At 63.5% G+C, this 13,727-nt stretch carries 11 protein-coding genes; all 11 read right to left on the bottom strand.

Features of this window, described 5'->3' with window-relative positions:
* Window positions 1-80: 80 nt before the first annotated feature.
* Complete coding sequence (purD, locus tag GGI48_RS11655; protein WP_179598403.1) at window positions 81-1,370, bottom strand: phosphoribosylamine--glycine ligase; 1,290 nt, start codon at window positions 1,368-1,370, stop codon at window positions 81-83.
* A 162-nt stretch (window positions 1,371-1,532) separates the two neighbouring features.
* The gene (gene purH, locus GGI48_RS11650) at window positions 1,533-3,140 is read right to left on the bottom strand and encodes a bifunctional phosphoribosylaminoimidazolecarboxamide formyltransferase/IMP cyclohydrolase (protein ID WP_179598401.1); all 1,608 of its coding nucleotides are present in this window, start codon (window positions 3,138-3,140) and stop codon (window positions 1,533-1,535) included.
* Window positions 3,141-3,222: 82 nt separating this feature from the next.
* Window positions 3,223-3,543, bottom strand: coding sequence for a DNA-binding transcriptional regulator Fis (gene fis / locus GGI48_RS11645; RefSeq protein WP_003186237.1), 321 nt, complete (start codon window positions 3,541-3,543; stop codon window positions 3,223-3,225).
* Window positions 3,540-4,553, bottom strand: a complete 1,014-nt coding sequence (gene dusB, locus GGI48_RS11640) for a tRNA dihydrouridine synthase DusB (protein WP_016968220.1) — start codon at window positions 4,551-4,553, stop codon at window positions 3,540-3,542. The genes fis and dusB overlap by 4 nt, the downstream gene beginning before the upstream one ends.
* Window positions 4,554-4,749: 196 nt before the next feature.
* Entirely contained in the window at window positions 4,750-6,048 is a 1,299-nt protein-coding gene (locus GGI48_RS11635; protein ID WP_179598399.1) for a DUF3426 domain-containing protein, read from the bottom strand.
* A gap of 30 nt (window positions 6,049-6,078) precedes the next feature.
* Window positions 6,079-6,957 carry a 50S ribosomal protein L11 methyltransferase gene (prmA, locus tag GGI48_RS11630; protein ID WP_016968218.1) on the bottom strand — a complete coding sequence of 293 codons (879 nt, stop codon included), beginning with the start codon at window positions 6,955-6,957 and terminating at the stop codon, window positions 6,079-6,081.
* A gap of 247 nt (window positions 6,958-7,204) precedes the next feature.
* Window positions 7,205-8,566, bottom strand: coding sequence for an acetyl-CoA carboxylase biotin carboxylase subunit (accC, locus tag GGI48_RS11625; protein WP_015633996.1), 1,362 nt, complete (start codon window positions 8,564-8,566; stop codon window positions 7,205-7,207).
* Between the two features lie 17 nt (window positions 8,567-8,583).
* A complete protein-coding gene (gene accB, locus GGI48_RS11620) occupies window positions 8,584-9,045 on the bottom strand; it encodes an acetyl-CoA carboxylase biotin carboxyl carrier protein (protein ID WP_015633997.1) in 462 nt (153 codons plus the stop codon).
* A 48-nt stretch (window positions 9,046-9,093) separates the two neighbouring features.
* A complete protein-coding gene (gene aroQ, locus GGI48_RS11615; protein ID WP_016968217.1) occupies window positions 9,094-9,546 on the bottom strand; it encodes a type II 3-dehydroquinate dehydratase in 453 nt (150 codons plus the stop codon).
* Window positions 9,547-9,858: 312 nt separating this feature from the next.
* Window positions 9,859-10,902 carry a methyl-accepting chemotaxis protein gene (locus tag GGI48_RS31465; RefSeq protein WP_409565402.1) on the bottom strand — a complete coding sequence of 348 codons (1,044 nt, stop codon included), beginning with the start codon at window positions 10,900-10,902 and terminating at the stop codon, window positions 9,859-9,861.
* A 971-nt stretch (window positions 10,903-11,873) separates the two neighbouring features.
* Complete coding sequence (gene gcbA / locus GGI48_RS11605) at window positions 11,874-13,544, bottom strand: diguanylate cyclase GcbA (protein WP_016968215.1); 1,671 nt, start codon at window positions 13,542-13,544, stop codon at window positions 11,874-11,876.
* Between the last annotated feature and the right edge of the window lie 183 nt (window positions 13,545-13,727).

The raw sequence follows: 13,727 nt of genomic DNA, 5'->3' as shown, positions 1-13,727 counted from the left end.
TTGATGCCTGATTATAACTATGCGCGGCGTCATGAGCGCACGGCAAGGGCGCCGGGCCCTTGCCGGGGGCAGGGGCCGCCTTACTCCTGGCCGCGCTCACGGGCAATGGCACGGTAGCCGATGTCCTTGCGGTAGAAGCAGCCTTGCCAGTCGATCTTGGCCGCCAGGCGGTAGGCTTGTTGCTGGGCCGCGTCGACGCTGTCGCCCATGGCGGTGGCGCAGAGCACCCGGCCGCCGGAGGTCACCACCTGACCGTCCTTGAGCGCGGTGCCGGCGTGGAACACCTTGCCTTCCAGGTCCGCTGCCGCATCCAGGCCGGTGATGGCCGCGCCCTTGGCGTAGTCACCAGGATAGCCGCCGGCCGCCAGGACGATGCCCAGGCTCGGGCGTGGATCCCACTGCGCTTCGACCTTGTCCAGGGCCTGGGCCAGGGCGGCTTCGACCAACAGCACCAGGCTCGACTGCAGGCGCAGCATCACCGGCTGGGTTTCTGGATCGCCGAAGCGGCAGTTGAACTCGATGACTTTCGGGTTGCCGGCCTTGTCGATCATCAGGCCCGCATAGAGGAAGCCGGTGTAGACATTGCCTTCCTCGGCCATGCCGCGCACGGTGGGCCAGATCACCTGATCCATCACCCGCTGGTGCACTTGGGCGGTGACCACCGGTGCTGGCGAATAAGCGCCCATGCCACCGGTATTGGGGCCAGTGTCGCCGTCGCCGACGCGCTTGTGGTCCTGGCTGGTGGCCATCGGCAGCACGTTCTTGCCGTCGACCATGACGATGAAACTGGCTTCCTCGCCGTCGAGGAACTCCTCGATCACCACGCGGGAACCGGCTTCACCGAAGGCATTGCCGGCGAGCATGTCGCGCACGGCTTCTTCGGCTTCGGCCAGGGTCATGGCGACGATCACGCCTTTACCGGCGGCCAGGCCGTCGGCCTTGATCACGATTGGAGCGCCTTTTTCACGCAGATAAGCCAGGGCCGGCTCGATCTCGGTGAAGTTCTGGTAGTCGGCGGTCGGGATCTTGTGGCGCGCCAGGAAATCCTTGGTGAAGGCCTTCGAGCCTTCCAGCTGCGCGGCGCCGGCGGTCGGGCCGAAGCAGTCCAGGCCACGGGAGCGGAACAGGTCGACCACACCGGCCACCAGCGGCACTTCCGGACCGACGATGGTCAGGGACACATTCTTCTCGGCGAAATCGGCCAACTGCTCCAGGGCCAGGACGTCGATGGCGACGTTCTCGCACTTGGCTTCGATGGCGGTGCCGGCGTTGCCGGGGGCGACGAATACTTTTTCGACCCGTGGGTCCTGAGCGACTTTCCAGGCCAGGGCGTGTTCGCGACCGCCGCTACCAATGATCAAAACGTTCAAGTCAGACTCCTTCGGAGGAAGCTACAAGCCGCAAGCTGCAAGTGAGGAGCAATCCGGATTGCTCTGAAGTGCGGCGTGCGGCTTTGAATAAGAAAGGCTGCAAGTGCAAGCAAGGGCGACGGCTGTCGGCTCTGGTTTGTCGCTTGCAGCTTGTGGCTGCTGTTAGTGACGGAAGTGGCGCATGCCGGTGAACACCATGGCAATGCCGGCCTCGTCGGCCGCGGCGATCACTTCGTTGTCACGCATCGAGCCGCCTGGCTGGATCACCGCGGTGATGCCGACCTTGGCCGCGTTGTCGATACCGTCACGGAACGGGAAGAAGGCGTCGGACGCCATGACCGCGCCCTGTACCTGCAGGCCGGCGTGTTCGGCTTTGATCGCGGCGATCCGCGCCGAGTTCACGCGGCTCATCTGGCCGGCGCCAACGCCGATGGTCTGGCGGTTCTTGGCGTAGACGATGGCGTTGGACTTGACGAACTTGGCCACTTTCCAGGCGAAGATCAGGTCGTGGATCTCTTGCTCGGTCGGAGCGCGCTTGGTCACCACTTTCAGGTCGTCGGCACCGATCATGCCGATGTCGCGGCTCTGCACCAGCAGGCCACCGTTGACGCGCTTGTAGTCCCAGGCCGGAACCCGGTCGGCGGACCATTGGCCGCAGGCCAGCAGGCGCACATTGGCCTTGGCGGCGACGATGGCGCGGGCTTCCTCGCTGACGCTCGGGGCAATGATCACTTCGACGAACTGACGCTCGACGATGGCTTTGGCGGTTTCGGCGTCCAGTTCGCGGTTGAAGGCGATGATGCCGCCGAAGGCCGATTCGGTGTCGGTGGCGTAGGCCAGTTCGTAGGCCTGGCGGATGCCGCCTTCAGCGTCCGGGCTCACTGCCACGCCGCACGGGTTGGCGTGCTTGACGATGACGCAGGCCGGCTTGACGAAGCTCTTCACGCATTCCAGGGCGGCGTCGGTGTCGGCGACGTTGTTGTAGGACAACTCCTTGCCTTGCAGCTGGGTGGCGGTGGCGATGCCGACTTCGGCAGGCTTGGCTTCCACGTAGAACGCCGCGCTCTGGTGCGGGTTCTCGCCGTAGCGCATTTCCTGGGCCTTGATGAACTGGCTGTTGAAGGTGCGCGGGAATTCGCTGCGGCCGGAGGTCGAGAGGGTCTCGGCGGCCTGGTTCACGGTGCCCATGTAGTTGGCGATCATGCCGTCGTAGGCGGCGGTGTGTTCGAAGGCCTTGAGCATCAGGTCGAAACGCTGGGCGTAGGTCAGGCCACCGGCCTTGAGGCTTTGCAGGACGTCGGCGTAGTCGCTGGCATTGACCACGATGGCCACGTCCTTATGGTTCTTGGCCGCCGAGCGGACCATGGTCGGGCCGCCGATGTCGATGTTCTCGATGGCGGTCGGCAGGTCGCAGCCGGGCTTGGAAATGGTGGCTTCGAAGGGGTAGAGGTTGACCGCCACCAGATCGATCGGCTTGATGCCGTGCTCGTTCATGATGGCGTCGTCGATGCCGCGACGACCGAGGATACCGCCGTGGATTTTCGGGTGCAGGGTCTTGACCCGGCCGTCCATCATTTCCGCGAAACCGGTGTAATCCGCCACTTCCACTGCGGACACGCCGTTGTCCTGCAGCAGCTTGAAGGTCCCGCCGGTGGAGAGGATCTCCACGCCAAGGGCTTCCAGTTCCTTGGCGAATTCAAGGATCCCGGTCTTGTCGGAAACACTGATCAAGGCGCGGCGGATCGGCAGGCGGGTAGTCTGGTCGGTCATCTCAATTTCCATCAAAAGCAAAGGAGTCAGCAAAAAAGGCGACCGTTTTTTACGCGGGCGCCTTTCTGGTTTGAGTGCATGCTTACAACAAATCGTACTGCTTGAGTTTCTTGCGCAGGGTGCCGCGGTTCAGACCCAGGAGTTCGCTGGCCTTGGTCTGGTTGCCCTTGACGTAGTTCATCACGCTTTCGAGCAACGGAGCCTCGACTTCGGAGAGCACCAGGTTGTACACGTCCGTGACGGCAGCGCCCTCAAGGTGGGCGAAATAATTGTGCAGCGCCTTCTCGACACTCCCGCGAAGGGTCTGGCCTTCTTCGCTGGGGGTATTGAGGTGCTGTTTCAAATTCACGTTGTCGCTCACGGGTGTTGTTCCACTCACTAAAGTCTCGGTCATCATCGTCATGCGGCCACCCCTTCTCCGTCCCCTGTTTCCAGGCTCTTGTAACGTCCGGCAAAGAACTCACGAACGTTGGCGCATTGTGCTTCCGTATCTTCCAAACGATTGAAGTGGGCGCGAAACTCCCTGGCGCCCGGCAGGGTTGCGAGATACCAGCCCACATGCTTGCGTGCGATGCGGACGCCCATGACCTCTCCATAGAAGGCATGCAGCGCGGCCAGGTGCTCTAGCAGAATACGTTCCACTTCGAACAGCTCCGGTGCCGGGAGGGTTTCACCGGTACGCAGGAAGTGCTCGATCTCACGAAAAATCCATGGCCGCCCCTGGGCGGCCCGGCCAATCAACAGCCCGTCGGCGCCGGTGGCATGCAACACCTGCCGGGCTTTTTCGGGTGAGTCGATATCGCCGTTGGCAAAGACCGGAATCGACACCGCCTGCTTGATCGCGGCGATGGTGTCGTACTCGGCTTCACCGGTGTACAGGTCGGCCCGGGTCCGACCATGGACCGCCAGTGCCGTGATGCCTGCCTGTTCGGCGATCTTCGCCACCGTCAGGCCGTTCTTGTTCTGCCGGTCCCAGCCGGTGCGGATCTTCAGGGTGACCGGTACATCCACCGCGGCCACCACCGCCTGGAGAATCTCGTTGACCAGGGCTTCGTCTTTCAGCAACGCGGAGCCGGCGGCCTTGTTGCAGACCTTCTTCGCCGGACACCCCATGTTGATATCAATAATCTGTGCGCCCAACTCGACGTTGGCGCGGGCGGCATCCGCCAGCATCTGTGCATCGCCACCAGCAATCTGCACCGAGCGTGGCTCGGGATCGCCTTCGTGGATCATGCGCAACCGCGATTTGCGGCTGTTCCACAAGCTCATGTCGCTGGTGACCATTTCCGAGACTACAAGGCCCGCGCCCAACTGCTTGCAAAGCTGACGAAAGGGCTGGTCGGTGACCCCCGCCATCGGGGCGAGAATCAAGCCGTTGTGCAATGTATATGGGCCGATGCGTACCGCCGACATAGGACTTCCCTGTTGTGGGGCCGGATCATGAGAGTTCGAAAAAGGGTTGGCATGATACCCGCTCTCGATGACCGGATAAAGGCTGAATTGGATAAAATCTGAACAGTTATTCCGTTATCGCTCTGGGATCAATCTGAGCGGCGCAGTCATAAATCTGTCTTCAATTCAGAGTTGTTCGCCAGCTCGTTCAGCCGATTCACTCGGGCGAGTGGAAGCTGAGACTGTAGTTCACGGCTTTCGGCCCGGGGTCGAGAATATCCAGGGCGATGTGAATCGGCGTCTGCGGCGGCATTTCCGCCACATCCTGCATTTCACCGCCCAGGTACTCGCCGGGTTTGAAGCTGCGGCTGGCAATCAGGTGGCCGTTGAGGTCGGCGAAGCGCAGCTCCAGCAGCGGGAAGGGTTGGGAGAACGGCGCGCGGTTGTAGATGATGGCGTCCACCACCAGGGCTCCGCTGAATTCCGGGTGGCTGCGCACCACCAGGTTGCTGCTCTTGATCCGGGCGATATCCACTCGGGACGGCACCGTACAGCCGAATTCCGGGCACAGTTGCTGGAACCAGGGGCGGTACTGGTCCTGGCGCGCCAGTTCGTCGAAATGGTAGGCGATGTACTGGCCCGCCAGGCCGCCGGCGGCCAGCAGGATCAGCAGCAGCCAGAGCAGGCGCCGACCCCAGGGGGAGCGGCGTTTCTGCCAGTCGAGGTGGAGCGGATCGTCCACCAGGTCCAGCAAGACATCCTCTGGCACTGCGGGTTCGCTGCGTTCGCGGCGCTTATTGCCGTGTGTCGTGTCCGCTGCGTCGTCCTGCTCGGCGCTGTCTGCCGAGATCCGGGCGTCGAAAGGTTCCAGGTCATCGTCCAGGCGCAGCTTGGGCGCTTTCGGTTCGTCTTCCAGGTCCGCCAGGTTGAAGGACAGCGACGGTTCGGTGCGGCTCTGCCGAGTTGGCTCGGGGCTGGGTTCATCCGCCTGTGCCTGGGCCTTGAGGGCCACGGGCGGCGGCTCGTCGTGTTCAGCGGCGCTGCCAAACAGGCCATCGGGCCAGTGGGCATCATCGGCGTCCTGTGGATCGCGGCGGGCGCTGAGGCTGCCTTCCTTATGCTCCCGTTCCTGGCCAAAGGCCTTGGCTGGCTGGATTTCCCGCTGTTCGAGCTTGGCCAGCTCCTCGTCGAGGTCCAGGTGATCCAGGTCCATTTCGGCAGCCGACCATTGTTTCTGGCTGATGGCGCGCTGTACGGGCGCCGCCGCTGGCGCGGGGGCCGCAGCCGGCTCTGCTGGCGGCTCGACAGGAGCTGCTGGCGCGGGCGCCGGTTTCGCCACCGGCCTGGACGCTGCGCTTTCCTTGGCGGCGCGCTGCTCCAGCAACTGCCGCGCGGCGTTGAACACCTGCAGGCAGGAGCCACAGCGCACCACCCCGCGAGCCACGCTCAGTTGAGCGTGGCTGACACGGAACCTGGTTTGGCAATGTGGGCATTGGGTGACGAAACTGTCGGTCATGCGGCCATCCGGATTATGCAGGCGGCCATTCTAGCGCCGACGGCCGGTGATGCGCACCCAGCCATCGAGGGTGGCGATCGGATCCAGATCGAAGTCCTGGGCATAGGCCGCGGCCACTTCTTCACCTTGCTCGGCGAGGATGCCGGAGAGCGCCAGGCGCCCGCCGGACTTGACCAGGCCCGACAGTTGCGGCGCCAGTGCCACCAGCGGGCCGGCCAGGATGTTGGCCACCAGCACATCGGCCTGGACCTGCGGCAATTGCTCGGGCAGGTACAGCGGGAACAGTTCGTCGGCAATCCCGTTGCGTCCGGCGTTGTCTCGGGAGGCTTCCAGGGCCTGCACGTCGATGTCGGTGCCGACCGCTTGCTTGGCGCCCAGCAGCAGGGCAGCGATGGCGAGGATCCCTGAGCCGCAGCCGAAGTCCAGCACGTTGCAGTCCTTGAGGTCCTGGCTGTCCAGCCACTCCAGGCACAGCGCGGTGGTCGGGTGGGTGCCGGTGCCGAATGCCAGGCCCGGGTCGAGCAGCAGGTTGACCGCATCCGGCTCCGGCGCGGCGTGCCAGCTGGGGACGATCCACAGACGCTGACCGAAGCGCATCGGCTGGAAGTTGTCCATCCAGCTGCGCTCCCAGTCCTGGTCTTCGATGACTTCGCTGTGATGCTCGGGCAACGGGCTGCCGGTCAGCAGTTCCAGGTGAGCGAGCACGCTGGCGGCTTCGGTGCCGCCTTCGAACAGGGCCAGCAGGTGGGTGTGGGACCACAATGGGGTGGTGTTCAGTTCGGGTTCGAAGATCGGCTGATCCTCGGCGTCCATGAAGGTGACCGAAACGGCACCGACTTCAAGAAAAGCGTCTTCATAGGTTTCGGCTTGTTCTGGGCTGATGGCGAGACGGACTTGCAGCCAAGGCATGGCGGGCACCTTTGAAAATATGTGATGTGCAGCCTAGCGGGCCGCGAGAAGCGCGCAAGTTTACGCGAGACGCCCCGCAGGAGCGAGGGGGACGCCGGGTTGTTGCTTGGGATGGCCGTTGATCAAGTGATGCCGGTAAGGTCCGCTGCGCGGTTCGCGAGCAAGCTCGCTCCTACAGGGTGGAGGAGGGAACGACAGATACAACAAGGCCGCTCGAAAGCGGCCTTGTCGGTGTGGCGGGTGCCGATCAGTGTTGCTCGGCCAGCTTGTGCTCGAGGTAGTGAATGTTCACGCCCCCTTTGCAGAAGCCTTCGTCACGGGTCAGGTCGCGGTGCAGCGGGATGTTGGTCTTGATCCCGTCGACGACGATTTCGTCCAGCGCATTGCGCATGCGCGCCATGGCTTCGTCACGGGTCGCCCCGTAGGTGATCAGCTTTCCGATCAACGAATCGTAGTTCGGTGGAACCGCGTAACCGCTGTACAGGTGCGAGTCGACGCGCACGCCGTTGCCGCCCGGGGCATGGAAATGCTTGACCGTGCCTGGGCTTGGCATGAAGGTTTTCGGGTCTTCGGCGTTGATCCGGCATTCCAGCGCGTGACCGCGGATGACCACGTCATCCTGGGTGAACGACAGCTTGTTGCCGGCGGCGATGCTGAGCATCTCCTTGACGATGTCGATACCGGTGACCATTTCCGATACCGGGTGCTCTACCTGCACGCGAGTGTTCATCTCGATGAAGTAGAAGCGACCGTTCTCGTACAGGAACTCGAACGTACCGGCACCGCGGTAGCCGATGTCGATACAGGCCTTGACGCAGCGGGCGAAGACTTCCTGGCGCGCGGTCTCGTCGATGCCCGGTGCCGGCGCTTCTTCGAGGACCTTCTGGTGCCGGCGCTGCAGCGAGCAGTCGCGGTCGCCCAGGTGGATGGCGTTGCCCTGGCCGTCGGACAGTACCTGGACTTCCACGTGACGTGGGTTGGTCAGGAACTTCTCCAGGTAGACCATCGGGTTGCCAAACGCCGCGCCGGCTTCGGAGCGGGTCAGCTTGGCCGAGGCGATCAGGTCTTCTTCCTTGTGCACCACGCGCATGCCGCGACCACCGCCGCCGCCAGCGGCCTTGATGATCACCGGGTAGCCGACTTCACGGCCAATGCGCAGGGCGGTTTCCTCGTCTTCCGGCAGTGGGCCGTCGGAACCTGGAACCGTCGGAACACCGGCCGCGATCATGGCGTGCTTGGCGGAAACCTTGTCGCCCATCAGGCGGATGGTTTCGGCTTTCGGGCCGATGAAGGCGAAGCCGGAGTTTTCCACCTGTTCGGCGAAGTCGGCGTTTTCCGCCAGGAAGCCGTAGCCAGGGTGGATCGCCGTAGCGCCAGTGACTTCAGCGGCCGCGATGATGGCCGGGATGTGCAGGTAGGACTGCGCGGCTTGCGCAGGCCCGATGCAAACGGATTCGTCCGCCAGGCCCAGGTGCATCAGCTCCTTGTCGGCCTTGGAGTAGACGGCGACGGTCTTGATCCCCATTTCCTTGCAGGCACGCAGGATCCGCAGGGCGATTTCGCCGCGGTTGGCGATCAGGACTTTTTCCAACTTCGCAGGCTTCAACATCAAAGACTCTCCGCGGTTCAAACGATGGTGAACAGCGGTTGGTCGTACTCAACCGGCTGGCCGTCTTCGACAAGAATGGATTCGATCACACCGCTGGTTTCAGCTTCGATGTGGTTCATCATCTTCATCGCTTCGACGATGCACAGGGTGTCGCCTTTCTTCACGCTCTGGCCGACTTCAACGAAGGCTGGCGAGGTAGGCGAAGATTTGCGGTAGAAAGTACCGACCATTGGCGAACGGGCCACGGTGCCGTTCAGCGCCGGTGCGGCGGGTGCTGCAGGAGCCGCGGCGGCGGCCGGTGCGGCAGCGGCAGGAGCAGCTACTGGAGCGGCAACCGGAGCCGGTGCGTAGTACTGCTGGGCTGGAGTCTTGCTGTGGCGGCTGATGCGCACGGACTCTTCGCCTTCCTTGATCTCCAGCTCATCGATGCCGGACTCTTCCAGCAGTTCGATCAGTTTCTTAACTTTACGGATATCCATGAATCATCAACTCCCAAGGGTCGGTCAGGGGCGTTTATCGCTTGTCGTTCAAGCTTTTGCCTGGCGTTCAAGCTGTTCTAGGGCGGCCTCCAGGGCCAGTCGGTAACCGCTGGCGCCAAGGCCGCAGATCACTCCCACCGCAACATCGGAGAAGTAGGAGTGATGGCGGAAAGGTTCGCGTTTGTACACGTTGGACAAATGCACTTCGATGAATGGGATGCTCACCGCCAGCAGCGCGTCACGTAATGCGACGCTTGTATGCGTAAAAGCTGCTGGATTGATCAAAATGAAGTCCACGCCTTCATCGCGGGCGGCATGGATGCGCTCGATCAATTCGTACTCGGCATTGCTCTGCAGGTACTGCAGATGGTGCCCGGCATCACGGGCCCGCTGCTCCAGATCCTGATTGATCTGGGCCAGGGTGGTTGCACCGTAGACCCCCGGTTCACGGGTGCCGAGCAGGTTCAGGTTGGGGCCGTGAAGCACCAGTAGGGTGGCCATCGGTCGTTCCTTGTTATCGGGGGGCTGTTGTCAAAACCCGGCGACTATGCCGGAAAGACTTTATGACTGTCCAGTTCTCGGCAATAGCCAGCACGATGACCGATGTTTGCGCAAAATATGTGACCGACTGATTAAATCCGGTCATTTGCCCGCAACCAGGGAGCACTGATGTGCCTGGCGTTGATTTCGCCGCTGTTGCGCTGAAAAGGGCTGCCGGTCGCTGCGATTTTGCGCCCTGCGGCGCGGCGATCCCCTGGGCAGGGCCGAGAGGGCTTGCCCCGATGGGCTGCGACGCTGGGCGGCCAGGCGGCCTCAGACGCGGAAGGCCTGCACCGCGGTATGCAATTGCCCGCCCAGGTCCAGCAGGTTCTCGCCCTGGGCCCGGCCTTCGCCGATGCGCAGCAGGTTGTCGCCGCCCAGTTGGTGGATGCGTTCGCTGTGGTCGCGAATCTCGCTGACCGCGCCGCTTTGTTGGGCGGTGACATCGGCGATGCGCACTGCGGTGTCGGCGATGGTCTGGATCGCCCCGACGATTTCATCCAGCGCGCCGTCGGCGGCCTGGGCCTGACTGGCGGTGGCTTCGGCGTGTTCCACCTGGGCACGCATGCCCTGCACCGATTGCTGCGCGGCGCTTTGCAGGCCGGCGATCAGGGTCTGGATCTCCGCCGTGGCGCCGGCGGTGCGCAGGGCCAGGGAGCGCACTTCTTCGGCGACCACGGCAAAGCCGCGGCCCATTTCCCCGGCGCGGGCGGCTTCGATGGCGGCGTTGAGGGCCAGCAGGTTGGTCTGGTCGGCGATGGAGCGGATCACCGTCAGCACGCCACCGATGGTGGCCGATTCCTGGGCCAGGTGTTCGATCATCTGCGCGTTGCCCTGGACTTCCCCTACAAGCGCATGCAGCCCGGTCAGGCTCAGGCCGATGACTTTCTGCCCTTGCTGCACCGCCAACCCGGCACTGCTGCTGGCATCGGCGGCCTGGCTGGCATCGCCGGCGACCTGCTGGATGGTGGCTTCCAGTTCGCCCAAGGCATCGCGAATTTGCGCGGTGTCGCCGGCCTGGCGTTCGGCCCCGCTGTGCAGGCCGCTGCTGAGGTCGGCCAGGGCGCGGCTGCTGCCGACCACTTGCTCGGCGTTCTGGCGAATGGTGCCCACCAGGTCCACCAGATAGGCGCGCAGACGGTTCAGGGACTCTTCGATGGCGTGCAGTTCGTGGTTGGTCTTGCCCAGTTGGATCGGCTGGCTGAAATCGCCTTCGGCCCAGGTCGACAGCGCTGGGGCGAGGTTGGTCAGGACCCGGGCCAGCTTGCGCTGCAAGGTGTCGATGACCAGGGCGATCAGCAGGATCAAGCCGATCATCAGCCCCTGCATCAGGCGCACTTCGCCCTGGATCTGCCCGTGCTGGGCCCGTACCGCCGGTTCCAGCTCGGCAATGGCCTGGCGCACGGCGGTGATTTTCAGCAGGGTGGCGGCGGCGAGGTCGGCGCGTTGCTGGATCTGCTCGCGGGTGCGCTTGAGTTCCGCCGGGTAGCGGTTGAGCAGGCTGTTGAGTTCGCGCTTGAGGCTGATACCGGCGTCTTCGGTGGCGGCTTTCTGAGTGTTTTCCAGGCCCATCATGGCGGCGAAATCATCGGTGCCGGACTCACTGCTGGCAGCCACGCCCAATAAAGGCTGGGCTTCAAGCTGATCGGCCTGGGCGCGGATGTTGTTCACTTCGCGTTCGACATCGACGGCCAGTTCACTGCGGCCGCTGCTCACCAGCTTGTCGCGGGCCAGGGACAGTTTGCCCAGGTGCTGCGAGGCGGTGAGCAATAGCGGCAGGTAGTGGGCCGCGTCCGGGTTCCTGGTTCCGCTGGCGTACTGGCTGAGCTGCTCCAGGTTGGCGCCCAGTTCGCGCTCGGCCTGCAACAGCAGCGCCTGGGGGTCGCCCGCCAGCTTGCCGGCTGCCAGCAGGTCGCTCTTGCTGAAGGCGTCGAGGCTGGCCAGGCTCGGGCGCAGGCTTTGTGCCAGCGCCGGCGGCAGTTCGTCGAGCTCGCCTTGCAGGGTTTCCAGGGCCTGGGTCGCGCTGCTCAGGCGCAGGGCATCGCCGCTGGCCAGATAGTCTTCGACATTGCGCGCCACTTGATTCTGAAACTGCTGGGACAGCCCCAAGTAACGCTCCATCAATAGATAGGGGCGTTCCAGGGCGCGTTGCGACCACCACAGCGTTGCCCCCAGGGCGAGGCAAACGGCAACCAGCAGCAAGGTATTGAGATTGGTCAGCAGCTTCAGGCGCATCGGGGCTCTACCAACGGCGAAAATGGTAAGCGCCTGAATTTATTGCGTTTGTATTACAAGGTTATGACCGAATCGGTGGATTCGGATGAAAAGGTGGCACTTTGACTTGATTGGCGCGCGGCCTGTACCCGGTTGCGGCCGCCGTGCTTGGCGCGGTACAGGGCTTCGTCGGCCTGGCTGGCCATCATCAGGCTGTCGGAGTCTTCCTGCATCTCCACCACCCCGGCGCTGAAGGTGCACCACAGGTCCTGGGGCTGGGCCGGGTAGTGGATCTCGGCGAAGCGCTGGCGGATTTCGTCCAGCACCTTGCACGCCGATTCCTGGTCGGTGTCGGGCATGACAATGGCAAATTCTTCGCCACCGTAGCGGCCGATGAAGTCGGTCTTGCGCAGGCGCTGCTTGAGAAACAGCGCCAGGCTCTTGATCACCCGGTCGCCCATGGGGTGGCCGTGGCTGTCGTTGACCCGCTTGAAGTGGTCGATGTCGAGCATGGCGAAACTCAGCGGCTTGCCCTCACGGCGGGCGCGGAAGCTGCAGTCTTCCAGCAATTGCAGGATATGGGTGTGGTTGTACAGGCCGGTAAGGCTGTCGCGGACCATCCGCGCCTTGAGGTTGCGCGCCCGGGCTGCGCGGTTGCGCACGGTGGTGATCAGGTGCCGCGGCTTGATCGGCTTGGTCAGGAAGTCGTCGCCGCCTTCGCTCATGGCGTCCAGCTGCTTGTCCAGGTCGTCTTCGGCGGACAGGTAGATGATCGGCACGCTGACGTAGCGGTCGTTGTGGCGGATCACCTTGGCCAGCTCGGTGCCGGTGCAGGCCGGCATGTACATGTCGAGGATGATCAGGTCCGGCTGGAAGTCCGCCAGCTCGGCCATGGCCTGGATCGGCTCGATCAGGGTGCGGGTGACGATCCCGGCGCTGTTGAGCAGGCGCTCGGTGTGCAGCGCCTGGGCCCGGGAGTCATCGATGATCAGCACTTTATAGGGTTCGTACTGGGCGACGCAGGTCAGCACCTCGATCTTTTCCAGCAGGCTGGAGGCTTCCAGGGTGCCGGTGAGGAACTCCTGGCCACCGGCGCGCACGGCGGCCAGGCGGGTCGGGGTATCGGTTTCATGCAGGCTGAAGAACAGCAGCGGCAGTTTCTGCTCCAGGCCGACCTGGGCCTCGGCGGCCAGGGTCAGGCCCATGCCGGGGCCGCAGAAGTCGACGTCTATGACGATGGCCGCCGGCAGGCGCTCGACCATGGACGAGCGAAAGGCCGCAATGCTGTCCAGGGACTGGGCGCTGAGGCCGAAGAACTCCAGCTGCTTGGCCAGGCGTTCGGCGCGGTCGTGGTCCTGCAGCATCACGTAGATCGGCTTGCGCAAGGGCGGCAGGAAGGTCTGTTCCAGTTGGTCGCCGTGGCGCAGGCCGGTGCGCGACAGGCGCTGCATCAGGCGGTTGAGATCGGTGATCAGGGTGCTGCTCAGGCGCCCGCGATTGGCATCCACCGCCTCCAGGGACTGACTGATGCTGCGGGCCAGCTGAGTGTGTTCGGGTTGTTCGAAACGTTCGGCGAAGCGCAGCAGGCGCAGGTTGGCCTCGCACAATTCGGACATGTCGCTGGTGGACCATTCGCTGCGTTGCAGACGCTGCCATATCTCAAGAATCTGACGTGCCTGATGAATTACCCGCTGGGCAAAGTGGTGCTTGAGGCGCTCACGGCTGGGGTCTTCTGGCTCGGTCATATCCTGACTACTAGTTAGGGTGCATGCTGAGATCGACTGGTGGCTCTATGCTAGCACCACTTTTGCGTCCCATGAGTGTCGTGCGTCAATAATGTGCAAGGCGACGCAATTCAGTTCCTGACCGACTGGTCGCATAGGTTCTGGCCGGTGCTTCATTTATAGTGATCGCCCGATTCGCAATCA

It is taken from the genome of Pseudomonas protegens, from assembly GCF_013407925.2.
GTDB classification, from domain to species: domain Bacteria; phylum Pseudomonadota; class Gammaproteobacteria; order Pseudomonadales; family Pseudomonadaceae; genus Aquipseudomonas; species Aquipseudomonas fluorescens_AP.
Note: the sequence above shows the minus strand (reverse complement) of the source record. Positions and strands in the feature narration are given on the sequence as shown.

What these genes read in the sequence shown, in the direction of transcription:
- accC (WP_015633996.1), bottom strand. Translation starts at nt 8,566, where the DNA reads ATGTTGAAGCCTGCGAAGTTGGAAAAAGTCCTGATCGCCAACCGCGGC.
- purH (WP_179598401.1), bottom strand. Translation starts at nt 3,140, where the DNA reads ATGACCGACCAGACTACCCGCCTGCCGATCCGCCGCGCCTTGATCAGT.
- accB (WP_015633997.1), bottom strand. Translation starts at nt 9,045, where the DNA reads ATGGATATCCGTAAAGTTAAGAAACTGATCGAACTGCTGGAAGAGTCC.
- aroQ (WP_016968217.1), bottom strand. Translation starts at nt 9,546, where the DNA reads ATGGCCACCCTACTGGTGCTTCACGGCCCCAACCTGAACCTGCTCGGC.
- dusB (WP_016968220.1), bottom strand. Translation starts at nt 4,553, where the DNA reads ATGTCGGCGGTACGCATCGGCCCATATACATTGCACAACGGCTTGATT.
- prmA (WP_016968218.1), bottom strand. Translation starts at nt 6,957, where the DNA reads ATGCCTTGGCTGCAAGTCCGTCTCGCCATCAGCCCAGAACAAGCCGAA.
- gcbA (WP_016968215.1), bottom strand. Translation starts at nt 13,544, where the DNA reads ATGACCGAGCCAGAAGACCCCAGCCGTGAGCGCCTCAAGCACCACTTT.
- GGI48_RS31465 (WP_409565402.1), bottom strand. Translation starts at nt 10,902, where the DNA reads ATGATCGGCTTGATCCTGCTGATCGCCCTGGTCATCGACACCTTGCAG.
- GGI48_RS11635 (WP_179598399.1), bottom strand. Translation starts at nt 6,048, where the DNA reads ATGACCGACAGTTTCGTCACCCAATGCCCACATTGCCAAACCAGGTTC.
- fis (WP_003186237.1), bottom strand. Translation starts at nt 3,543, where the DNA reads ATGACGATGATGACCGAGACTTTAGTGAGTGGAACAACACCCGTGAGC.